This is a genomic window from Kitasatospora sp. NPDC089797 (genome assembly GCF_040684795.1).
GTDB lineage: Bacteria > Actinomycetota > Actinomycetes > Streptomycetales > Streptomycetaceae > Kitasatospora.
Window position 1 is genome coordinate 1 of sequence record NZ_JBFBGS010000044.1, and the last position, 21694, is coordinate 21694.

17 protein-coding genes are annotated in these 21694 nt (G+C 73.5%); 6 read left to right on the top strand and 11 right to left on the bottom strand.

Annotated features, from left to right (window positions below; translation table 11 throughout):
* Positions 1-81: 81 nt before the first annotated feature.
* The gene (locus tag AB0O91_RS29815; RefSeq protein WP_363439444.1) at positions 82-957 is read right to left on the bottom strand and encodes a sulfurtransferase; all 876 of its coding nucleotides are present in this window, start codon (positions 955-957) and stop codon (positions 82-84) included.
* Positions 958-1143: 186 nt separating this feature from the next.
* Here AB0O91_RS29815 and AB0O91_RS29820 point away from each other — a divergent pair, with 186 nt between their 5' ends.
* The gene (locus AB0O91_RS29820) at positions 1144-1896 is read left to right on the top strand and encodes a VOC family protein (protein WP_363439591.1); all 753 of its coding nucleotides are present in this window, start codon (positions 1144-1146) and stop codon (positions 1894-1896) included.
* Positions 1897-1924: 28 nt separating this feature from the next.
* On the opposite strand, the gene AB0O91_RS29825 is transcribed toward AB0O91_RS29820, so the two are convergent.
* The 4 genes from AB0O91_RS29825 to AB0O91_RS29840 form a co-directional block, all read right to left on the bottom strand.
* Complete coding sequence (locus tag AB0O91_RS29825; protein WP_363439447.1) at positions 1925-2581, bottom strand: thymidine kinase; 657 nt, start codon at positions 2579-2581, stop codon at positions 1925-1927.
* Positions 2582-2642: 61 nt separating this feature from the next.
* Positions 2643-3830 carry a nucleotide pyrophosphatase/phosphodiesterase family protein gene (locus AB0O91_RS29830; protein ID WP_363439450.1) on the bottom strand — a complete coding sequence of 396 codons (1188 nt, stop codon included), beginning with the start codon at positions 3828-3830 and terminating at the stop codon, positions 2643-2645.
* Positions 3831-3919: 89 nt separating this feature from the next.
* Entirely contained in the window at positions 3920-4519 is a 600-nt protein-coding gene (locus AB0O91_RS29835) for a DUF5998 family protein (RefSeq protein WP_363439453.1), read from the bottom strand.
* Between the two features lie 92 nt (positions 4520-4611).
* A complete protein-coding gene (locus AB0O91_RS29840; protein WP_363439456.1) occupies positions 4612-7458 on the bottom strand; it encodes a GNAT family N-acetyltransferase in 2847 nt (948 codons plus the stop codon).
* Positions 7459-7684: 226 nt separating this feature from the next.
* Between AB0O91_RS29840 and AB0O91_RS29845 the strand changes: the two genes are divergently transcribed.
* Positions 7685-7966: an HPr family phosphocarrier protein gene (locus AB0O91_RS29845; protein ID WP_363439458.1), complete on the top strand. Its 282-nt coding sequence runs from the start codon at positions 7685-7687 to the stop codon at positions 7964-7966.
* 79 nt (positions 7967-8045) lie between these two features.
* On the opposite strand, the gene AB0O91_RS29850 is transcribed toward AB0O91_RS29845, so the two are convergent.
* From AB0O91_RS29850 to AB0O91_RS29860, 3 genes are all read right to left on the bottom strand, one after another.
* Complete coding sequence (locus AB0O91_RS29850) at positions 8046-9239, bottom strand: RtcB family protein (protein WP_363439461.1); 1194 nt, start codon at positions 9237-9239, stop codon at positions 8046-8048.
* Positions 9240-9566: 327 nt separating this feature from the next.
* Positions 9567-10931 (bottom strand): pitrilysin family protein, encoded by a 1365-nt coding sequence (locus AB0O91_RS29855; RefSeq protein WP_363439594.1) that lies wholly within the window; start codon positions 10929-10931, stop codon positions 9567-9569.
* Positions 10932-10951: 20 nt separating this feature from the next.
* Positions 10952-12298 (bottom strand): pitrilysin family protein, encoded by a 1347-nt coding sequence (locus AB0O91_RS29860; protein WP_363439464.1) that lies wholly within the window; start codon positions 12296-12298, stop codon positions 10952-10954.
* Positions 12299-12604: 306 nt separating this feature from the next.
* On the opposite strand from AB0O91_RS29860, the gene AB0O91_RS29865 reads away from it, so the two are divergent.
* Both AB0O91_RS29865 and AB0O91_RS29870 read left to right on the top strand, forming a co-directional pair.
* Entirely contained in the window at positions 12605-15055 is a 2451-nt protein-coding gene (locus tag AB0O91_RS29865) for a DNA topoisomerase IV subunit A (RefSeq protein ID WP_363439467.1), read from the top strand.
* Between the two features lie 198 nt (positions 15056-15253).
* Positions 15254-16156 carry a sucrase ferredoxin gene (locus tag AB0O91_RS29870; protein ID WP_363439471.1) on the top strand — a complete coding sequence of 301 codons (903 nt, stop codon included), beginning with the start codon at positions 15254-15256 and terminating at the stop codon, positions 16154-16156.
* Positions 16157-16332: 176 nt separating this feature from the next.
* Here AB0O91_RS29870 and AB0O91_RS29875 read toward each other — a convergent pair whose 3' ends face one another.
* Genes AB0O91_RS29875 through AB0O91_RS29885 form a run of 3 tightly spaced genes read right to left on the bottom strand, consistent with a single transcriptional unit; the run spans position 16333 to position 19141 of the window.
* Positions 16333-17391, bottom strand: a complete 1059-nt coding sequence (locus AB0O91_RS29875; protein ID WP_363439474.1) for an ABC transporter substrate-binding protein — start codon at positions 17389-17391, stop codon at positions 16333-16335.
* A gap of 57 nt (positions 17392-17448) precedes the next feature.
* Positions 17449-18342: an ABC transporter permease gene (locus AB0O91_RS29880; protein ID WP_363439477.1), complete on the bottom strand. Its 894-nt coding sequence runs from the start codon at positions 18340-18342 to the stop codon at positions 17449-17451.
* Positions 18332-19141 (bottom strand): ABC transporter ATP-binding protein, encoded by an 810-nt coding sequence (locus AB0O91_RS29885; protein WP_363439479.1) that lies wholly within the window; start codon positions 19139-19141, stop codon positions 18332-18334. The genes AB0O91_RS29880 and AB0O91_RS29885 overlap by 11 nt, the downstream gene beginning before the upstream one ends.
* 219 nt (positions 19142-19360) lie before the next feature.
* Here AB0O91_RS29885 and AB0O91_RS29890 point away from each other — a divergent pair, with 219 nt between their 5' ends.
* Together AB0O91_RS29890 and AB0O91_RS29895 are read left to right on the top strand one after the other, a co-directional pair.
* A complete protein-coding gene (locus AB0O91_RS29890; protein ID WP_363439482.1) occupies positions 19361-20947 on the top strand; it encodes a sensor histidine kinase in 1587 nt (528 codons plus the stop codon).
* Positions 20947-21633, top strand: coding sequence for a response regulator (locus AB0O91_RS29895; RefSeq protein WP_363439484.1), 687 nt, complete (start codon positions 20947-20949; stop codon positions 21631-21633). The genes AB0O91_RS29890 and AB0O91_RS29895 overlap by 1 nt, the downstream gene beginning before the upstream one ends.
* Positions 21634-21694: the final 61 nt, after the last annotated feature.

Below are 21694 nucleotides of genomic sequence, written 5' to 3' on the forward strand. Positions count from 1 at the left end.
GGGTTGTGTAGGGTTTTATTTGTTTGGCCCTTCCGTGGGGGGCGGGAGGCCGGGCCTCCCGCCCCTCCGGCACGTCCGGGCTCAGCCCGGCTGGTCGGTCACCGCCACCGGGCGGCCCGGGTCGCTCGACCACTCGCTCCACGAACCCGGGTACAGGGTGGCGTCCAGGCCGGCCGCCGCCATCGCCAGGATCTGATGGGCCGCCGTCACACCGGAACCGCAGTACACCGCGACCGCCCGCTCCTCCGCGCCCAACGCCCGGAAGCGGTCGGCCAGTTCGGTGGCCGGACGGAACCGTCCGTCCGGTCCCACGTTCTCGGAGGTCGGCGCCGACACCGCACCCGGGACGTGCCCGGCCCGCGGGTCCACCGGCTCGGTCTCGCCCCGGTAGCGCTCCCCCGACCGGGCGTCCAGCAGCAGGGCGTCACGCGCCCAGGCCGCGGCGCCGTCCGCGTCCACCGTCGGCAGCTGCCCCGGGACGGCCTTGAAATCGCCCGCCGCCGGCTCCGGCGACTCGGCCGTCACCGGCAGCCCCGCCGCCCGCCAGGCCGCGAAGCCGCCGTCCAGCACCCGGACGTCGCGGTGCCCGGCCCAGCGCAGCAGCCACCAGGCCCGGGCCGCCGCCATCGACGCCGCACCGTCGTACACCACGACCGGACGCCCCGCACTCACCCCGAACCCGCGCATCGCCGCCGCGAACTCCTCCGGATCCGGCAGCGGGTGACGCCCGCCCCGGCCGGGGGCGCCCGGCGGGGCGGCGAGGTCCCGGTCCAACTCGACGAAGTGGGCGCCGGGCAGGTGCCCGGCCCGGTACTCCTCGGCCGCGGTCGGGCCGCCCGGAGCGGCACCGACCAGCTGGTAGCGCACGTCCAGCAGCACCGGCGGGCGGGCGGAGGCCAGCGCCCCGCGCAGCTCGGCCGCGGAGATCAGCGGGGAACCGTCGTTGAAGGTGGTCATGCCGGCCATTCTCGCGCAGCACGTCCGGCGCGCGGCTCTTTGTGCGCTCTTTGCCGGACTTTCCGCGCGGGTCGAGGGTTGGGCGCGCGCCAGGGTGGAAGCATCACCCTCGCGCGCGAGGATTTCCGTGCGCCGACCACCCGATCCGTGCGCCAACCACCCCTGAGGAGGCCCGCATTGCCCGCGGTGGAACTTCGACTGGCCCAGGGCACGCCCTGCTGGGTCAGCCTGCTGACCGACGACCTGCCCGGCGCCCGCGCCTTCTACGGCGCCCTGCTCGGCTGGACGTACTCCCCCGGGCCGGGCCAACTCGGCGCCTACGTCCGGGCCGAACTCGACGGCGCCCCGGTCGCCGGCCTCGGCGTCTCCACCGCCACCGGCTTCCCGGTCCAGTGGACCACCTACTTCGCCGTGGACGACGCCGACCGCACCGCCCAGTTGGTGCGCGAGTGCGGCGGCACCGTCGCGGTCGGGCCGGTGCAGGCCGAACGCGCCGGACGGATGGCCGTCGCCGCCGACGTCTCCGGCGCGGTCTTCGGCCTCTGGCAGGCGGAGGAGCACCTCGGCCGGGAGGCCGGGGCGGAACCCGGCGGTCCCGCCTGGGCCGAACTGCTCACCCCGGACGCCGACGGCGCCGCCGTCTTCTACGCCGCCGTGCTCGACCTGCCGGTCCGGGGCGGCACCGAGGAGACCGCCCTGCTGGTGGACGGGCGCCCGGTCGCGGGCATCCGCCACCGCGCCGACCTGCGCGGCCACCCGCCGCGCTGGCGCACCCACTTCGCCGTCCGGGACGCCGAACTGACCGCCCGTCAGACCGTCGACCTCGGCGGCCGCGTCCTGGTCGAACCGCACGACACCGCCCGCGGCCGCGCCGCCCGGCTGGCCGACCCGCAGGGCGGCCACTTCTCGGTGCTCGAAGCCGCGCCCCGGCAGGCCTAGGGCCTGCCTCCCGGATCGTGGACCGGCCTCAGGCCTGCTGCTCCTCGAAGGGCAGCACGTCCGGGGAGAGCACCGAGGCGCGCGCCGTCGCGGCGGTCAGCCGACGGCGGTGGTGGCGACGGCACAGCACCTCGTAGCCCACCTCGTCCTCACGCACCGAGATGTCGCCGATCACCACCTGGGCGCCCTCGACCACCATCACGCCGCCGACCGTCCGGGCGTTGTGGGTCGCCCGCGCGCCGCACCAGCACAGGGCCTCGACCTGGAGCACCTCCACCCGGTCGGCCAGCTCGATCAGCCGCTGCGAACCCGGGAACAGCCGGGTGCGGAAGTCGGTGGTGATGCCGAAGGTGTAGACGTCGATGCCCAGTTCGTCCACCACCCTGGCCAGCTGGTCGACCTGCCCGGCGGCGAAGAACTGCGCCTCGTCGCAGATCAGGTAGTCCACCCGGCCCCCCGCGGAGAGCCGGTGCACCACGTGCGCGTGGAAGTCGAAGTCGTCCGTCACCTCGACCGCGTCGGCGCGCAGGCCCAGCCGGCTGGAGATGGTGGCGGCACCGGCCCGGTCGTTGCGGGTCAGGATGACGCCCTGCCGGCCGCGCGCGGTGTGGTTGTGGTCCATCTGCAGCGCCAGCGTCGACTTGCCGCAGTCCATCGTGCCCGAGAAGAACACCAGTTCAGCCATGGGTGGAGCAAAGGCCTTTCACATCAAGGGGGTTCGGGCACAGAGAAGTCAAGGGACCGCCTCAGCCGCGGACTTCGAGCAGCGGCACGAACTGCTCGACCGGAGTCATCGAACCGTGCAGGCCGATCATCGCGGACTCGCCGGGCTCGTTGCGGGAGGCGGTGATGGCGATGTCGTCGCGCGCCGCGGCCACCACGTCGCCGATCCGCCGGTACACCCGGTCGTCGACGGTCGGGCCGAACCAGCCCGCCGCGATCGCCTCGTCCCGGGTGGCCACCCACATCCGGTCGCCCAGCACCTCGCTCCAGACCGTGTGCACATCGGCCGCGGCGCCCGGCACCGCGTACACGTGCCGGGCCCGGCCCTCGCCGCCCAGCAGGGCGACACCGGCGCCCAGCTCCCAGTCCTCGTCGAAGTCGATCCGGTCCTCGGGGGCGATGTCGATCATGCCGTGGTCCGCGGTCACGTACATCGCCGACCGCGGGGGCAGCTGCTCGGCCAGCCGGCGGGCCAGCCGGTCCACCGCGTCCAGCGTCATCCGCCACTCGTCCGAGTCCACCCCGAAGCGGTGGCCGGCGCCGTCCAGCTCGCTGACGTAGGTGTACACCAGGGCCCGGTCGTGCTCGGCCAGCCAGGAGGCGGCCAGGTCCATCCGCTCCTCGCCGGTGGTGCGGCCGAGGAAGGTGCCGCCGGAGAGCGCCACCCTGGTCAGCGGGGTCTGGGCGAACAGCGGCGAGGACACCTGGGCGGTCGCCACCCCGGCCCGGTGGGTCTGCTCGAAGACCGTCGGGTACGGCTGCCAGGCCTGCGGGTCGGTGTGCGGCTGCCAGCGCAGCTGGTTCATCAGGTAGTCGGCGCCCGGCACCGCCACCGTGTACCCGGCCAGGCCGTGCAGGCCCGGCGGGGTTCCGGTGCCGACCGAGGCCAGCGAGGTCGCCGTGGTGGACGGGAAGCCCGCGGTCAGCGGACGGCCGGTGCCGCCCATCGAACTCCCGGCCAGCGAGGACAGGAACGGCGCGTACTCGGGGTGGCGCAGCAGCAGCTCCCAGCCGAGGCCGTCCACCAGGAACACCACCGCCCGGTCGGCCGGGGCGATCGGCAGCGTCGCGGTGAACCCCGGGACGCCCAGGCCCGCCGCCACCGAGGGCAGCAGGTCGCAGAGCGAACCGCTGCCGTACGGGGGCGCGGGAGCGGCGGCCGGGTCGAGGATCTCGAAGGCGTCGTAGCCGTCGGAGGGTGCGAAGGACATGGAACCGGATTCGTAGCGGGCGGGAACGCGATCGGAGACGCGAACGGGAACGGCGGCGCGAACGGGAACGGCGGGGCTCGGCCCGGACCTCAGACCCGCGGGCTGTTGTCGATCGTCGCGTCGGACAGCGCCCGGGCGAACACCAGGGCCTGGGCCACCGTCTCCGGGCCGTCCCCGGCCTCGCTCACCCGCAGCGAGAGGTCGTCGGCCGTCGCCGACCCGGTGTAGCCGTGGTCGGCGTCACAGTTCGGGTCCGAGCAGCCGGCCGGCTCCAGGTCCAGACGCTGCACCGCGCCCCAGCCGATGGTCAGCACCACCTCGCGCGGCAGCGTCCCGGGCGTGTACGTCTCCGGGTTCGCCACCATCCGGCTCACCACGACCGAGCCGATCCGGTCCAGCCGGACGCTCTCCGTCGAGGTCGTCGCGAACGGCACCGCGGGGCTGCCCGCGTCGCCCGACTGCTCGTCGGTGTGACTCACCACGAACCGGGTCGGGGTCAGCACCAGCACCGTCACGTGCCGGCGCACCTCGTTGGAGTCGAAGGTCGTCTCCTGGTGCACCAGGTAGGAGCTGATCGGCTCCGGGCCCACCGCGGACTCGACCGCCTCGGACACCAGGGCCGGGTAGTAGCCGCTGCGCTCGATCGCCGAGCGCAGGTCCTGAGTGGTGGTGGTACCGGTCTTCGCCATAACTCCATCCTGGCATGGTCCGCCGACGAAGCGGGCGGCACGGCGCCGAGCTTCGGACATCAGCGCCCACGGGCAGGCGCAACCAAGGAAGGTTACAGCGTGCTCATGGCGCGCGGGCCCAGATCGCTGCGGACGGGCAGCGGGGCGATCCGCACCCGCGCCCCCAGGATCGCCAGTCCGTGCGGGGCCACGACCACCGGTTCGAGGTCCACCGAGGCGATCTCCGGTACGTCGTCCACCAACTGCGAGACGCGCAGCAGCAGCTCCTCCAGCGCGTCGGTGTCCACCGCCTCGGCGCCGCGCCAGCCGAACAGCAGCGGGGCCGCCCGGACCTCCCGGATCAGCCCGGCGACCTCCTGGTCGGTGGCCGGGACCAGCCGGTGGGCCACGTCACCGAGCAGTTCGGCGGGGGCACCGGCCAGGCCGAAGGAGAGGATCGCGCCGACGGCCGGGTCGACCGTGGCGCCGATCACGGTGTCGACCCCGCGCGGGGCCATCCGCTGCACCACCAGTCGGGCCTCGGCCGCGCCGCCGAGCAGGGCGTCCAGCTCGCGGTGGGCGCGGCGCAGGCCCGGCTCGCCGGTCAGGTCCAGGCGGACGCTGCCCAGGTCGGGGCGGTGGCGCAGGTGCGGGGCGGTCGCCTTCAGGGCCACCGGGTAGCCGAGCCGACCGGCGGCGCGGACGGCTTCCTCCTCGTCCGGGGCGGGCAGCGTGGGCGAGACGTCGATCCCGTACCGGGCCAGCAGTTGCTGGGCCTCGGCGTCCGCCAGGGTGATCCGGGCGCCGCCGGGCTGGGTGCGGGCGGCGGTCGCGGCGCGGGTGCTCAGCGCCGCCTCCACCAGGGTGCGGGCGCCGGGCTCGTCGATCCGGTCGAGTTCGGGGACGCGCGCTGTCTCCTCCGCCTCGGCGGTGCGGCGGCGCCACTGGGCGTAGTGCACGGCGTGCGCGAGGGCGCGGACCGCGCGCTCGGGCGCCGCGTAGGCCGGGATGCCGCCGGGGCGCAGCCGGGAGGGCAGGTCGGTCAGGGCCAGGTGGGCCAGCACCAGGGGCTTGCCCCGTTCCCGGGCCCGCTCACCCGCTTCGAGCAGGGCGGTCGCGATCTCGGGGTCGTCCGAGCCCATCTCCGGGTCGTCCGGGCCGGTCAGCCGGCCGCCCATGAAGGCGTGCGCGGAGGTGCCGATCGGGGGGATCGCGACGGCGATCACGGCGTCCACGGCCGGGTCGCCGAGCGCGACGTCCAGGGCGATCCGGAAGTTCTCGCCGGTGGCGGCGGTGGTGAGGTCGACGGGGGTGCGCGGGCGCAGCCCGGCGCTCAGGCAGGCGTCGTAGGTGAGCAGGCCGAGCGAGTCGGAGTTGCCGACCACGGCGACCCGGTCGCCGGGCGGCAGCGGCTGCTGGGCGAGCAGTTCACCGGTGTCGAACAGTTCGGTGATGGTCGCCACCCTGGTCACCCCGGCCTGCTCGAACAGTGCGTCCACGGTGGCGTCGCGCAGGCCGGTGGCGGTGGCCGGGACGGCGTGGCCGGGTGGCAGGCTGCCGGTGTGGCGGGCGCCCTTGACCACGACGACCGGCTTGGCGGCGGCCAGCCGGCGCGCGATCCGGGTGAACTTGCGGGGGTTGCCGAAGGACTCCAGGTAGAGCAGCACCACCTCGGTGGCCTCGTCCTCGGCCCAGTACTGCAGGAAGTCGTTGCCGGAGACGTCCGAGCGGTTGCCGACCGAGGCGAACGAGGAGACGCCGAGGCCGCGCCGGTGGGCGGACTCCAGCAGGGCGACGCCGATCGCCCCGGACTGGCAGAAGATCCCGAAGCCGCCGCGGTCCGGCAGGTGCGGGGCGAGCGAGGCGTTCAGCGGGCGGTCGGGGTCGGTGTTGATCAGTCCGAAGGCGTTCGGGCCGATCACCCGCATGCCGGCCGCCCGTGCCTGGCGGACCAGGGCGCGCTGGCGGTCGCGGCCCTCCGGGCCGGTCTCCGCGTAGCCGGCGGTGACCACCACCAGGCCCTGCACGCCGTGCGCGCCGCACTCGGCGACGGCCGCCGGGACGGCGCCCTCGGGGACGGCGATCACGGCGAGGTCCACCGGCCCGGGAATGTCCAGAATCGAACGGTGCACCGGGACGCCGTCCAGCTCGGTGCCGGGCGGAGCACTGCGGTTCACCGCGTACACGGCGCGCGGGGCGTCCTTGGGCTCGTACCGGCTCTCGAACTCGGTGTCGAAGCTGCCGAGCAGGTCGCGCAGGAGGGCCCGGCCGACGGTCTGCGGGTTGCGGGAGACGCCGATCACGGCCACCGAGCGCGGGGTCAGCAACCGCTGCACCGAGCGGGCCTCGGCGCGGTGCTCGCGGGCGCGCATCACGGCGAGCGAGCGGTCGGTCTGTTCGAGGTCGAACTCCAGGTGCACCACGCCGTCGGCGAAGCTGCGGCGCTGGGTGTAGCCGGCGTCGGTGAAGACCTTCACCATCTTGCGGTTCTCCGGCAGCACCTCGGCCTGGAAGCGGCGGATGCCGCGCTCCTGGGCCACCGCCGCGATGTGCTCCAGCAGGGCGGAGGCCACCCCGCGGCCCTGGTGGGCGTCCTGGACCAGGAAGGCCACCTCGGCGTCCGTGCCGTGCTCGGAGGGACGGCCCTCGGCGTCGATCCGGTCGTAGCGGACGGTGGCGATGAAGTGGTCCCGGACCACCACGGCCAGGCCGACCCGGTTCACGAAGTCGTGATGGGTGAAACGGCGGACGTCCTTGTCGGAGAGCCGCGGGTAGGGGGCGAAGAAGCGGAAGTACTTGGACTGGTCGGAGACCTGCTCGTAGAACTCCACCAGCCGTCCGGCGTCACCCGGGGTGATCGGCCGGATCCGGGCCGTACCGCCGTCGCGCAGCAGGACGTCGGCTTCCCAGTGCTGCGGATAGTCGGGTTGCGCGGGGTTCGCCACCGCGGGGTCTTCCACATTCGTCAGGTTATCCGGCGGCGAGCCGAATGGCGCCGGGCGCGTGTGCACGGCAGGGTGGGCAGGGCCGCTGGCCGGGCCTTATGCCCCGAAAAGAAACAATCACAAGTCCCGAACGCGGCGCCTCGCAGGGGTTTCCTGCGTGCAACACTGGTCTAGACAACACGGTCGTTTCCCCCGCTCCCCGAGCACGGCCGTGACCAGCTTCACCGGAAAGGCACGTCTCATGGCTGAGCGCCGCGTCACCATCGGTTGGGCCGAGGGCCTGCACGCCCGTCCCGCCTCCGTCTTCGTCCGGGCCGTCACGGCCACCGGCGTGCCGATCACCATCGCCAAGCCGGGCGGCAACCCCGTCAACGCCGCCTCCATGCTCGGCCTGCTGGGCCTGGGCGCCCAGGGCGGCGAAGAGGTCATCCTCGCCTCCGACGCCCCCAACGCCGACGAGGCCCTCGACCGCCTCGCCAAGCTCGTCGCCGAAGGCCTCGACGAGCTCCCGGCCGCCGCCTGAGCCCTCACAGCCTCCCGATCGGGGTGTCGCCACGTCGTGGCGGCACCCCGATCGGCTTTCGGCAGGCCCCCTGCCCCGGTCAGCCCTTGACGCAGACCACCTGCTTGAGGTGCGCGACCACCTCGACGAGGTCCTTCTGCTGCTCGATGACCTTCTCGATGTTCTTGTAGGCGCCCGGGATCTCGTCCACCACGCCGCTGTCCTTGCGGCACTCCACGCCCGCCGTCTGCTCGGCCAGGTCCCGCGTCGTGAACCGCTTCTTCGCCGCGGTGCGGCTCATCTTGCGGCCGGCGCCGTGCGAGGCGGAGTTGAACGCGGCCTCGTTGCCCAGGCCGCGGACGATGTAGGAGCCCGTTCCCATGGAACCCGGGATGATCCCGAGGTCGCCGGAGCCGGCCCGGATCGCGCCCTTGCGGGTCACCAGCAGGTCGACGCCGTCGTACCGCTCCTCCGCCACGTAGTTGTGGTGGCAGCTGATCACCTCGTCGAAGGCGACCTGCGCCTTGGCGAACTCACGCCGAACGACATCCTGGAAGAGCGCCATCATCACCGCCCGATTGTTCTTCGCGTACTCCTGTGCCCAGAACAGGTCCTCGCGGTAGGCGGTCATCTCCGGAGTCTTCGCCAGGAAGACCGCGAGGTCCCGGTCGACCAAGCCCTGGTTGTGCGACAGCGAGCGGGCGATGCCCATGTGGTGCTCCGCCAGCTCCTTGCCGATGTTGCGCGATCCGGAATGCAACATCAACCAGACCGAACCGGTCTCATCTACGCACACTTCTGAGAAGTGGTTGCCACTTCCGAGTGTTCCCATCTGCTGCATGGCACGTTCGCGACGCCATTTGACCGCTTCTGCCACCCCGTCGAAGCGCTGCCAGAAGTCGTCCCAGCCCGCCGCGCGGAAGCCGTGCAGCTTGGTCGGGTCGACCGGGTCGGTGTGGAGGCCGCGGCCGACCGGGATGGCCTGCTCGATCTTGGAGCGCAGGGCGGAGAGGTCGTCCGGGAGGTCCTTCGCGGTGAGGGAGGTCTTCACCGCGCTCATCCCGCAGCCGATGTCGACGCCCACCGCCGCCGGGCAGACCGCGCCCTTCATGGCGATGACCGAGCCGACCGTCGCGCCCTTGCCCAGGTGGACGTCGGGCATCACGGCGAGGCCGTGCAGCCAGGGCAGCGAGCTGATGTTGCGCAGTTGCTGCAGGGCCTGGCCCTCGACCGTCGCCGGGTCCGTCCACATCCGGATCGGGACCCGGATTCCGGGCACTTCGGTGTACGTCATGGTGAACGACCTCCAGGGGTCGGGGAGTTCAGGAAGATGAGCTGCCGCGCACATGCGGATCCCGGTGCGGCTCGGGGAAGTTCGGGGACGGGTGCGCTCAGGCAGCCGTGGCGGAGCATGGGAGAGACGGCCTCGGGGAGCGTCGTCGTATGGTTCGCTCGACCCGCATGGTGACCGCCTCCCTTCGCTGCTCGCAGTTCGCACGTCGTGTGCGTCGGGGAACATCTATCCACGGAACGGGACGGGCCCGCAAGGCATTTAAGAACGCGTCCGGCCCGGTGGAGCGGGGTGCGCTCCACCGGGCCGGACGGTGATCCGGGGACCCGGTCAGCTGATGACGGTGACCTCGCCGATGCCGAGCGCCCGCACGTCCTCGGCGATCGCGGCGGCGTCGCCGACCAGGACGGTGACCAGGCGGTCCGGCGGGAAGGCGGCGACCACGGCCTCGGTGGCCGCGGCGGTGGAGAGCTCGGCCAGCTGCCGGTAGACCTCGGCCTGGTAGTCGTCGGCGAGGTACTGCTCGACCTGGTCGGCCAGGGTGCCGGCGACCGAGCCCGCGGTCTCGTACTTCAGCGGCGCGACGCCGACCAGGAACTGCACGGCCTCGTCGCGCTCGGCGTCGGTGAGGCCCTCGGCCGCGAGGGTGCGCAGGATGGTCCAGGTGTCGGCGAGCGCGGGCGCGGTGGAGGCGGTGTCCACCGAGCCGCTGATCGCGAGCAGCGAGCGTCCGCTGCCGTCGGCGGCGGAGCGCAGCGGCTGGGCGAAGGCGCGGACGCCGTAGGTGTAGCCCTTCTCCTCGCGCAGGACGCGGTCCAGGCGGGAGGTGAGGGTGCCGCCGAGGCAGTAGGTGCCGAGGATCTGGGCGGCCCAGACCGGGTCGTGGCGGTCCGGTCCGATCCGGCCGATCAGCAGCTGGGTCTGGACCGAGCCGGGGCGGTCGACGATGAGCACCCGGCCGCGGTCGTCACCGGTGACGGGGGCGTGCGCGGAGGGCTCGGCGGCGGGGCCGGTCCAGGTGCCGAGGGTGCTCTCCAGCAGGGCGGGCAGCTCGACGCCGGTGAGGTCGCCGACCACCACGACGGTGGTGGTGGCGGGGCGCACGTGGGCGTCGTAGAAGGCCTTGACGGCGGCGCGGTCGATCGACTTGACCGTGTCGGCGGTGCCGCTGCGGGGCCGGGAGAGGCGGTCGGCGGCGTCGAAGAGCTCGGCGTAGAGGGCCTTGGCGGCGCGCCGGGCGGGGTTGGCCTGCTCGTGGACGATCTCGTCCAGGCGGTTGGCGACCAGGCGCTCGATCTCCTCCGCCGGGAGGGCCGGGGCGCGCAGGGCGTCGGCGAGCAGGGTGAGGCCGCGCTGCAGCCGGGAGGCGGGGACCTCCAGGGCGACCCGGATGCACGGGTGGTCGGCGTGGGCGTCGAGGGTGGCCCCGGCGCGCTCGAGCTCGCCGGCGAACTCCTCGGCGGTGAGGGTGTCGGTGCCCTCGTTGAGGGCGCGGGCGAGGATGGCGGCGATGCCGTCGAGGCCCTCGGGTTCGGCGGCGAGCGGGGCGTCGAGGAGGACCTCGACGGCGACCAGCTGCTGGCCGGGCCGGTGGCAGTGCAGGACGGTGATGCCGTTGCCGAGGGCGGCGCGCTCGGGGGCGGGGAAGGCCCAGGGGCTGGGGGTGCCGGGCTGGGGCTGGGGGTGGAAGGTCATCGCGGGGACGTAGTCGGTGCTCATACGGCGGCACCCTCCTCTTCGGAAGCGGCGTCGGAAGCGTCGGCGGCGGCGGTCGCGGTCGGCTCGTAGGCGAGGACGGCCCGGTTCTCGGGGTGGAGCCGGGCCTGGGCGACGGCCTGGACCTCTTCGGCGGTGACGTCGAGGACCTTGGGGAGGGCGTCGTTCAGCAGCTTGGGGTCGCCGAACAGGACGGCGTAGCGGCAGAGTTCGTCGGCGCGGCCGGCGACGGTGGTGAGGCGGTCGAGCCACTCGCGCTCGATCTGGGCCTGGGCGCGCTCCATCTCCTCGGCGGTGGGGCCCTCGGCGGCGAAGCGGGCGAGTTCCTCGTCGACGGCGGCGTCGATCTGCGCGATGGTGGCGTCGCCGGAGGTCTTGACGTCGAGCCAGCCGAGGCTGGGGGCGCCGGCCAGGCGCAGCAGGCCGAAGCCGGCGGCGACGGCGGTGCGGTCGCGGCGGACGAGCCGGTTGTAGAGGCGGCTGGACTCGCCGCTGCCGAGGATGGTGAGGGCGAGGTCGGCGGCGTCGGCCTCCCGGGTGCCGTCGTGCGGCAGGCGGTAGGCGGCCATCAGGGCGCGGGAGGGGACGTCCTCGGTGACGTTCTGGCGCACCTCGCGGCCGACGGTGTCGGGGAGTTCGCCGGAGCGCGGGGGCTGCTTGCCGTCGTGGGCGGGGATGGAGCCGAAGTACTTCTCGACCCAGGCGATGGTCTGCTCGGGGTCGATGTCGCCGACCACGGAGAGCACCGCGTTGTTGGGCGCGTAGTAGGTGCGGAAGAACGTCCGGGCGTCCTCGAGGGTGGCAGCGTCGAGGTCGGCCATGGAGCCGATGGGGGTGTGGTGGTACGGGTGGCCGTCGGGGTACGAGAGCGCGGTGAGCTTCTCGAAGGCGGTGCCGTAGGGGACGTTGTCGTAGCGCTGGCGGCGCTCGTTCTTGACGACGGCGCGCTGGTTCTCCATGGACGTCTCGTCGAGGGCGGCGAGCAGGGAGCCCATGCGGTCGGCCTCCAGCCAGAGGGCGAGCTCCAGCTGGTGGGCGGGCATGGTCTCGTAGTAGTTGGTCCGCTCGAAGCTGGTGGTGCCGTTGAGCGAGCCGCCGGCGCCCTGGACGAGCTCGAAGTGCCCGTTGTTGGAGACGTTGGCGGAGCCCTGGAACATCAGGTGCTCGAAGAGGTGGGCCAGGCCGGTGCGGCCCTTGACCTCGTGCCGGGAGCCGACGTCGTACCAGAGGCAGACCGCCGCGACGGGGGTGAGTCGGTCCTCGGAGAGGACGACGCGCAGGCCGTTGGCCAGGCGGTGCTCGGTGATGGCGATGCCTCGGTGGGAGGCGGGGGCCGGGTTGGCCATGCGCTCGGGTCCTTCCCGTCGTCGATGTCGGGGTTCGTGTGGCGTCCCCCATTGTGGTGCAACGCGTGGGGGGCGTGTTTGTGTCCGCGCGGAAGCGGCGTTCGCCAGGGGCGGAAGAGGGCCGCTGACCGGGAGTGTCGGCGTGAGGGTCCACAATGGGGGCGCCGTGCCCTGTCGGTCGCGCCCGGTTGACGGGTGGCGGCGGCAGGACGGTGAATCAGGACGGCGACGCCCGTGCGCCCGCCGCCCGACGGCCGGACGACGGCCGACGCCACAGCCAGCGACACGTAAGGGAGCCCCGCCGCGATGGCCCGCCGCAGTTCGCAGACCCCGCCGCCCGGAGACTTCGAGGAGCGGATCCTCGACGTCGACGTCGTGGACGAGATGCAGGGCTCCTTCCTGGAGTACGCCTACTCGGTGATCTACTCGCGTGCGCTGCCCGACGCGCGGGACGGTCTGAAGCCGGTGCACCGCCGGATCCTGTACCAGGCCAACGAGATGGGCCTGCGCCCGGAGCGTTCGCACGTGAAGTGCGCGCGCGTGGTGGGCGAGGTGATGGGCCGGCTGCACCCGCACGGTGACCAGTCGATCTACGACGCGGTCGTCCGGATGGCGCAGCCGTTCTCGATGCGGCTGCCGCTGATCGACGGGCACGGCAACTTCGGTTCGCTGGGCAACGACGACCCGCCGGCCGCGATGCGGTACACCGAGTCCCGGCTGACGGCTGCGTCGATGGCGCTGGTGGAGTCGATCCACGAGGACACCGTCGACTTCGGGCCGAACTACGACGGCAGTGAGCAGGAGCCGCTGGCGCTGCCGGCCGCGTTCCCGAACCTGCTGGTGAACGGCGCGACCGGGATCGCCGTGGGCATGGCGACGAACATGCCGCCGCACAACCTGTCCGAGGTGGTGGCGGCGGCCCGGCACCTGATCAAGCACCCGACCGCGGACCTGGACACGCTGATGCGGTTCGTGCCCGGTCCGGACCTGCCGACGGGCGGGCGGATCGTGGGCCTGTCGGGGATCCGGGACGCGTACGAGAGCGGCCGGGGGACCTTCAAGATCCGGGCGACCGCGACGGTCGAGTCGGTGACGGCGCGCCGCAAGGGCATCGTGGTGACCGAGCTGCCGTACAACGTCGGCCCAGAGAAGGTCATCGCGAAGATCAAGGACCTGGTCAACGCGAAGAAGCTGCAGGGCATCGCGGACGTCAAGGACCTGACCGACCGCGAGCACGGGCTGCGGTTGGTGATCGAGGTGAAGAACGGCTTCGTGCCGGAGGCGCTGCTGGAGCAGCTCCACAAGCTGACGCCGATGGAGGAGACCTTCGGCATCAACAACGTGGCGCTGGTGGACGGGCAGCCGCTGACCCTGGGGCTGAAGGAGCTGTTGGAGGTCTACGTCGACCACCGGTTCACGGTGGTGCGCCGGCGCAGCGACTTCCGCCGTCGCAAGCGGGAGGAGCGGCTGCACCTGGTCGAGGGCCTGCTGGTGGCCCTGGTCGACATCGACGAGGTCATCTCGATCATCCGGTCGAGTGACAACGCCCAGCAGGCGAAGGAGCGCCTGATGGAGCGCTTCTCGCTGTCGGAGACGCAGACCGGGTACATCCTGGACACCCCGCTGCGCCGGCTGACCCGGTTCGACCGGGTGGAGTTGGAGGAGGAGAAGGCGAAGCTGACCGCGGAGATCGCGGAGCTGACCGAGATCCTGGAGTCGGACAGCCGGCTGCGCAGTGTGGTGTCGTCCGAACTGGGCGCGGTGTCCAAGCAGTTCGGGACGGAGCGGCGCACGGTGCTGCTGGAGGCGGGGGCGGCCCCGTCGGCGGCGCTGTCGGTGCCGCTGGAGGTGGCGGACGACCCGTGCCGGGTGCTGCTGTCCTCGACGGGGCTGCTGGCGCGGACGGCGGACGGCGAGCCGTTCGAGCTGTCGGAGAAGCGGGCGAAGCACGACGTGATCGTGTCGGCGGTGCCGGCGACGGCGCGGGCGGACGTGGGCGTGGTGACGTCGGCGGGCCGGGTGCTGCGGCTGCCGGTGATCGACCTGCCGGCGCTGCCGCCGATGCCGTCGCCGACGCTGGCGGGCGGCGCCGCGGTGGGTGAGTTCCTGCGGTTGGAGGCCGGGGAGCGGGTGCTGGCGCTGACCACGCTGGACGAGTCCTCGCCGGGGTTGGCGCTGGGCACGGCGCAGGGCGTGGTGAAGCGGGTGGTGCCGGAGTGGCCGGCGAACAAGGACGAGTTCGAGGTGATCGCCCTCAAGGACGGCGACGAGCTGGTGGGTGCGGTCGAACTGCGCACCGGCGAGGAGGACTTGGTCTTCATCACCTCGGACGCCCAGCTGCTGCGCTACCCGGCGGGGCAGGTCCGTCCGCAGGGCCGTCCGGCGGGTGGCATGGCGGGCGTCAAGCTGTCGGACGGCGCGCGGGTGCTGTCCTTCACGGCGGTGGATCCGGCGGTGGACGCGGTGGTGGTCTCGGTGGCGGCCGCCTCGGGCACGCTGTCCGGTGAGGAGCAGACGTCCTGGAAGGTCACCCCGTTCGAGCAGTACCCGCGCAAGGGCCGGGCGACCGGTGGGGTCCGCTGCCAGCGGTTCCTGCGCGGTGAGGACGGGCTGGCGTTCGCCTGGGCGGGTGCCGCCCCGGCCCGTGCGGCCGGGGCCAAGGGGGCGCCGGTCGAGCTGCCGGAGCGGGATCCGCGCCGGGACGGGTCGGGCACTCCGGTGACGGCGCCGATCGCGGTGGTGGCCGGCCCGGCGTGACGCCGGGTGCGCTGTGATGCCGCCGGGTGCGGTGTGGTGCCGGGCCAGGCGTGATGCCGCCGGGTGCGGCGTGAGGTCGGGCCCGGTGTGACGCCGGGTGCGGAGGGCGGGGTGCCTGCGGGTGCCCCGCCCTCCGGCCGCTCCGGGCCCTTCCCGGCCTTCGGGCCGGGCGGAACCGCCGAGGGTAGCCTTGCCCGGGTGAGCACCTGTGCGACCGTGTCGCGTGAACTTTCGGAGCCGTTGACCGCCACGGCAGCGGTGGCGACCACCTGGCTGCTGGTGGAGCAGACCGGCCCGTGGGGTGCGAAGGCGCTGGGCGAGAGCCACCTCGACAAGGCGACCGGGCGCGCGCTGGAGGCCGCCGCCGCGGGTACCGGCGTGCGGGTGGCCCTGATCCGGCGGCCCGGCCGGCACGCGGACTGCCTGCCGACGGCGCGGCACGAGGTGGTCGTGGCGCACACGGTGCCGGGCCGCGGCTGGGTGCGCCGGACGCAGGTGGCGGATCCGGCGGAGCTGCTGGAGCTGGACTTCACCGCGCTGGGCGGCGGCGACCACACGGGTTTCGGGGTGGAGCACGTCGGCGGCCCGCTGGCGCTGGTGTGCACCAACGGCCGTCGGGACCGCTGCTGCGCGCTGCTGGGCCGTCCGCTGGCGGCGGAGCTGGCCGCGGCCGGGCACAGCGAGGTGTGGGAGGTGACCCACCTGGGCGGGCACCGCTTCTCCCCCACGATGCTGGTGCTGCCGTACGGCTACGCGTACGGGCGGCTGACGCTGGAGAGCGCCAAGGAGGTGCTGGCGGCGACGGCGGCCGGGCACATGGTGCCGGAGTGGTCGCGGGGCTGCTCGGGCTGGCAGCGGCCGGGGCAGGCGGCCGAGCACGCGGTGCGGCTGGCGACCGGCGAGACCGGGGCGGACGCGCTGACCCTGGTGCAGCGGCCGGACGGCGAGGGCCGCTGGCTGGTGGGGGTGCTGCACCGGGACGGCCGGGCCTGGGAGGTGGACGTGATCGAGTCGGCGAGCGAGCCGCCGCGTCCGGAGAGCTGCGGCAAGGCGGCGGGGACGCCGTCGCGGATGGACGTGCTGTCCGTCCGGGGGCTCTGAGCCGGCACGACGAACGGGCCCCGGACGGACCGGCCCCGCAGCACCGGCACGACGAACGGGCCCCGGACGGGCCCGCACGGACCGGCGCCGCAGCACCGACGCGACGCACCGGCCCCGCACCGCCACGACGGCCCCGCGCCCGTGGGGGTGGGCGCGGGACCGCGGTCGCCGTCCGCTCAGCCGGCGGCCTTGTCCACGAACTCCGTGGTGTACGTCCGGGACAGGTCGATCGTCCCCTCCTTGCCCTTGACCTCCGGGTGGAAGGCGGCGAGCACCGCGAGCACGGTCCTGGGGCCGTCGGCCGGCATCACCCCGTCGGTGGTGAACATCGGCAGGGTGGACTTGATCGCCGCCGCGTACTGCTCCGCGCCGCCCTGCGCGTAGTCGGCGGGCATCTTCGCGGCGATCTCCTCCGGGCTGTGGGTGGACATCCACTTGAGGGTCTTCACGAAGGCGTTGGCGAGCTTCTGGGTGGTCTCCTTGTTCTTCTCCACCCACTCGGTGTTCATGTACAGCGAGGACGACGGGTAGAGGCCGCCGAGCGCCTGGCGCGAGCCCTCGGGGGTCCGCAGGTCGTAGAGGATCTTGCCGAGCCCCTTGTCGAGGACGGTGGCGACGGTCGGGTCGGTGGTCATCCCGGCGTCGATGCTGCCCTGCTGGAGCGCGGCGACGAAGGTCTGGCCGGCGCCGACCGCGATCGGGCTGAAGTCGGCCGCGGAGCCGCCGTTCTTGACCGCGAGGTACTTGGTGAGGAACTCGGTGGAGGAGCCGAGGCCGGTGACGCCGAGCTTGCGGCCCTTGAAGTCGGCGCCGGACTTGATGGCGTCCGCCTGCTTGGTGGAGACGAGTTCGACCTCGCCGGGGGCCTGGGCGAACTGCACCACGGACTCGACGTGCTTGCCCTTGGCCTGGAGGTCGATGGTGTGGTCGTAGAAACCGACGGCGCCCTGGACGTCGCCCGCCAGCAGCGCGGTGGTGGCGTTGACGCCGGCCGGCTCGGTCAGCAGCTCGACGTTGACGCCGGCCTCGGCGAAGTAGCCGAGCCGCTGGGTGAGCACCGCAGGTAGGTAGATGACCTTGTCCAGGCCGCCGACCATGATCTTGACCTTGGGTCCGTCGACCTGCTGCCCGGCCGGGGCGGCGGCGCCGTGGCCGGCGGTGGCGGCGTCGTTGGCGCAGGCGGCGAGCGGGAGCAGCAGGACGGCGGCGAGGGCGGCGGCGGCTGATCGGCGCATGGGTGGGGGTGCCTCTCTCTTCTCGGAAGTCTTACGGGCCGTGCGGGCGGGGGGAGTTCAGCGGCCGTCGCCCGCGTCCGCGGGCTTCCAGCGGAACAGCCTCTTCTCGGCGAAGGTCAGCAGCCCCTCGGTGAGCAGCGCGACGACGGCGAGGATGGTCATGGCGGCGTACACCCCGGCCGAGTTGAAGGTGCCCTGGGCGGCGGCGACCATCAGGCCCAGGCCCTTGGTGGCGCCGATGTACTCGCCGACGATCGCGCCGATCAGCGCGAAGCCGAAGCTGACGTGCAGGCTGGTGAAGATCCAGGTGGTGGCGGCGGGGATGACCACCTGGAGGGTGACCCTGCGGTTGTCGGCGCCCAGGATGCGGGCGTTGGCGACCAGGTTGCGGTCCACCTCGCGGGCGCCCTGGAAGGCGTTGAAGAACACCGGGAAGAACACCAGCACCACCGCGGAGGCGACCTTGGAGGCCGGGCCGAGGCCGAACCAGATCAGGAAGATCGGGGCGAGCACGATCCGCGGGATGGCGTTGAGGACCTTCACGTACGGCCCGAACACGTCGGCCAGGAAGCGGATCCGGCCGAGCGCGATGCCCAGCAGCACGCCGCCGACCACGCCGATCACCCAGCCGGTGAGGGCCTCGTACAGGGTGTAGCCGATCTGCTCGCCGAGCGAGCCCTGGGCGGTGCCGTGGGTGATCCACTGCCAGATCTGGTCCCAGATCCTGGACGGCTGGGAGAAGTTGAACGGGTCGATGACCTCGGTGCGGGCGCAGGCCTCCCACAGCCCGAGGAAGGCGGCCAGCACCGCGATCCGGGCCGCGTAGACGGTCAACCTGCGGTTGCGGGCGGCCCGTTCGCGGGCCTCGGTCCTGCTGCCCGGGCCGGCCGGGGTCGCCCCGGCGACGGTCGCGGCGGTCTCAGCGGTCTCGGACGTGGTCTCAAGCGGCACGACCCGCTCCTCTCTCCCGGGTGATGCGCACCTCTTCGCCGAGCGAGGCCCAGATCTCGCGGTACAGCTCGACGAACCTCGGTTCCAGCCGGACGGCCTCCACGGTGCGCGGTCGTGGCAGGTCGACGGTGAAGACCTCCTTGACGGTCGCGGGCCCGGCCGTCATCACGACGACCCGGTCGGCGAGCGCGATGGCCTCGTCCAGGTCATGGGTGACGAACACGACCGACGAGCCGGTCCCGGCCCACAGCTCCAGCAGCTGGTCCGACATCAGCGCGCGGGTCTGCACGTCCAGCGCCGAGAACGGCTCGTCCATCAGCAGGACGGTCGGGTCGTTGACGAAGGTCTGGGCGAGCGCGACGCGCTTGCGCATGCCGCCGGACAGCTGGTGCGGGTAGCGGTCCTCGAAGGCGGCCAGGCCGACCCGGTCCAGCCAGTCCCGGGCCCGTTCCCTGGCCTCGGCGGTGGGCACCCCGCGGAAGCGCGGCCCGGCCATCACGTTGGACAGCACGGTGCGCCAGGGGAAGACGGCGTCCTGCTGGAAGACGAAGCCGACCCTGGGGTCGATCCCTCGCACGGGCTCGCCGTACACCCGGACCTCGCCCTCGGTGGGCTCCTCCAGGCCGCTGACCAGGGTCAGCGTGGTGGACTTGCCGCAGCCGGTGGGGCCGACGACGGCGACGAACTCGCCCTGGGCGACGGTCAGATCGAGATCGCGGACGGCGGTGTGCAGGGCCCCTGAGGGGGTGCGGAAGCGTTTCGTCGCGCCGGTCAGCTCGATCGCCGGGGCAGTGGTCATTCATTCCTCCCGGGTCAGTGCTTGCCCCGGAAAGGTAGGAGCGGGCCCCGCCCCGGCGGGAGCCTTCTCGGCGTAGTGCGACTTCTCCGCATTGAGGGGTGTTCTGCTCGTTTTGCTTCCGCTACAACTGCGGGGACGCGGGCTGACAGAAACACCCCGGAAACATAGGGTGTGCCGACCCCGCCCCCGTCGCACCACCGCCGCCGAGAGGAGGCCCGGATGAAGCTCCCGCACTGGCCCCGCCGGGTCTTCGCCCAGCTCCTGCTGAGCCAGACCGTCGTCACCGTCGGCGTCACCGCCGTGACCGCCGGGCTGTTCCTGGCCCCGGTCAGCAGCGAACTGGACCACGACGCGATGCAGCGGGCGCTGTCCATCGCCCAGGCGACCGCCTCCGACGAGACCCTCGCCCGGGCCGCCGACGCCCGGGACGTGGTCACCGCGCAGCGCAACGCCGAGCAGATCCGGCTGGCCACCGGCGCCAGCTTCGTCGTGGTCACCGACCTGGACGGGATCCGCCTCTCGCACACCGACCCGGGCCGGATCGGCCAGCGGGTCAGCACCGACCCCGAGCCCGCGCTCAGCGGCCGCAGCGTCACCGCGATCCAGCAGGGCACCCTGGGACGCACCGCCCGGGGCAAGGTGCCGCTGCGGACCACGGACGGCCGGATCGTCGGCGAGGTGTCGGTCGGCATCAGCGACGACTCGATCCGCCGCAGGCTGCTGAAGATGCTCACCGGCATCCTGCTGTGCGCCGCCGCCGGCCTGGCCGCCGGCACGATCGCCACCCTGGCGCTGGCCCGTCGGCTGAAGCGCCGCACCCACAACATCGCGCTGGCCGACATCTCGGCGCTGCTGGTCGAGCGCGAGGCGATGCTGCACGGCATCCGCGAGGGCCTGGTGGCGCTGGACGAGCGGGGCAGGATCCGGCTGGCCAACGACGAGGCCCTGCGGCTGCTCGACCTGCCCGGGGACTGCACCGGCCGCCCGATCGCCGCGGTGCTGCCACCGGGCCGGCTGGCCGACGTGCTGACCGGGCGGATCACCGGCACCGACCTGCCGGCCGTCCGGGACGACCGGGTGCTGGTGGTCAACCGGACGGCCACTGCCGAGGGCGCGGTGGTGACGCTGCGCGACCGCACCGAACTGGAGTCGCTGGTCCGCGAACTGGACACCACCCGCAGCCTGACCGAGGCGCTGCGCGCCCAGGACCACGAGCACGCCAACCGGATGCACACCCTGCTCGGCCTGCTCGAACTGGGCCGCCACGACCAGGCGGCGGCCTTCATCTCGGAGCAGTCCGGCTCGCACGCGGTGGTCGCCGCCCGGATCGCCGAACAGGTGCAGGACCCGCACACGGCGGCGCTGCTGGCGGCCAAGACCGCGGTGGCGGGAGAGCGCGGGGTGCGGCTGGCGCTGGCCCCGGCGGCGCACCTGCCGGACGCGGTGGTGGACGCCCGGGCGCTGGTCACCGTGCTCGGCAACCTGATCGACAACGCGATGGACGCCCTGGCCGGGGGCGGCCGGCTGGAGGTGACCCTGGCGGCGGCCGGCTCGACCCTGCTGCTCCAGGTCGCGGACAGCGGCCCGGGCGTCCCGGAGGAGCTGCGCGAGCAGGTCTTCGAGGAGGGGTGGACCAGCAAGGACGCGCCCGCGCACCGTCCGCGCGGGCTGGGCCTGGCGATGGTGCGGCGGCTGGTCGAGCGGACCGGCGGCCGGATCGTGCTCGACACCGGCCCGCTCGGCGGCGCCCGGTTCACCGTCGAGCTGCCCGAGGCCCTGCTCACCGCTCAGCTCGTGGAGGCGTGATGATCGACGTACTCGTGGTGGACGACGACTTCCGGGTCGCGGACGTGCACGCCGCGTACGTGGCCAAGGTGCCGGGCTTCCGGGTCACCGGCACCGCGCACTCGGCCGGCGAGGCGCTGGCGGCGCTCGAACGCCGCCCGGTGGACCTGCTGCTGCTCGACCACCACCTGCCGGACGAGACCGGCCTGGCCCTGGTCCGCCGGCTGCGGGACCGCCAGGTGGCCTGCGACGTGATGATGGTGACCGCCGCCCGGGACGTCTCCACGGTGCACGCCGCGATGCAGCACGGCGCGCTGCAGTACCTGGTCAAGCCGTTCACCTTCGCCGGGCTGCGGGAGAAGCTGGTCTCGTACGCGCAGCTGCGGCACGCCCTGGCCGCGCCGGCCCGGGAGGCCGGCCAGGACGAGGTGGACCGGCTGTTCGCGACCCTGCGCAGCGCCGCCGCGCCCGCCGGGACGCTGCCGAAGGGCCACTCGGCGCCCACCACCGACCTGGTGCTGGGCGTGCTGCGCCGGGCCGGCCGCCCGCTGTCCGCCCAGGAGGTCGCCGACGCCACCGGGCTGAGCCGCTCGACCGCCCAGCGCTACCTCAAGCAGCTGGAACGGGACAGCCGGCTGCGGTTGACCCTGCGCTACGGCGACACCGGCCGCCCCGAGCACCGCTACGGGCTGGCGGCCAGGGCCTGACGCGGGTCCGGCCCCCTGGGGACGACGGAACCCCGGCGGGCTCGGGCCCACCGGGGTTCCG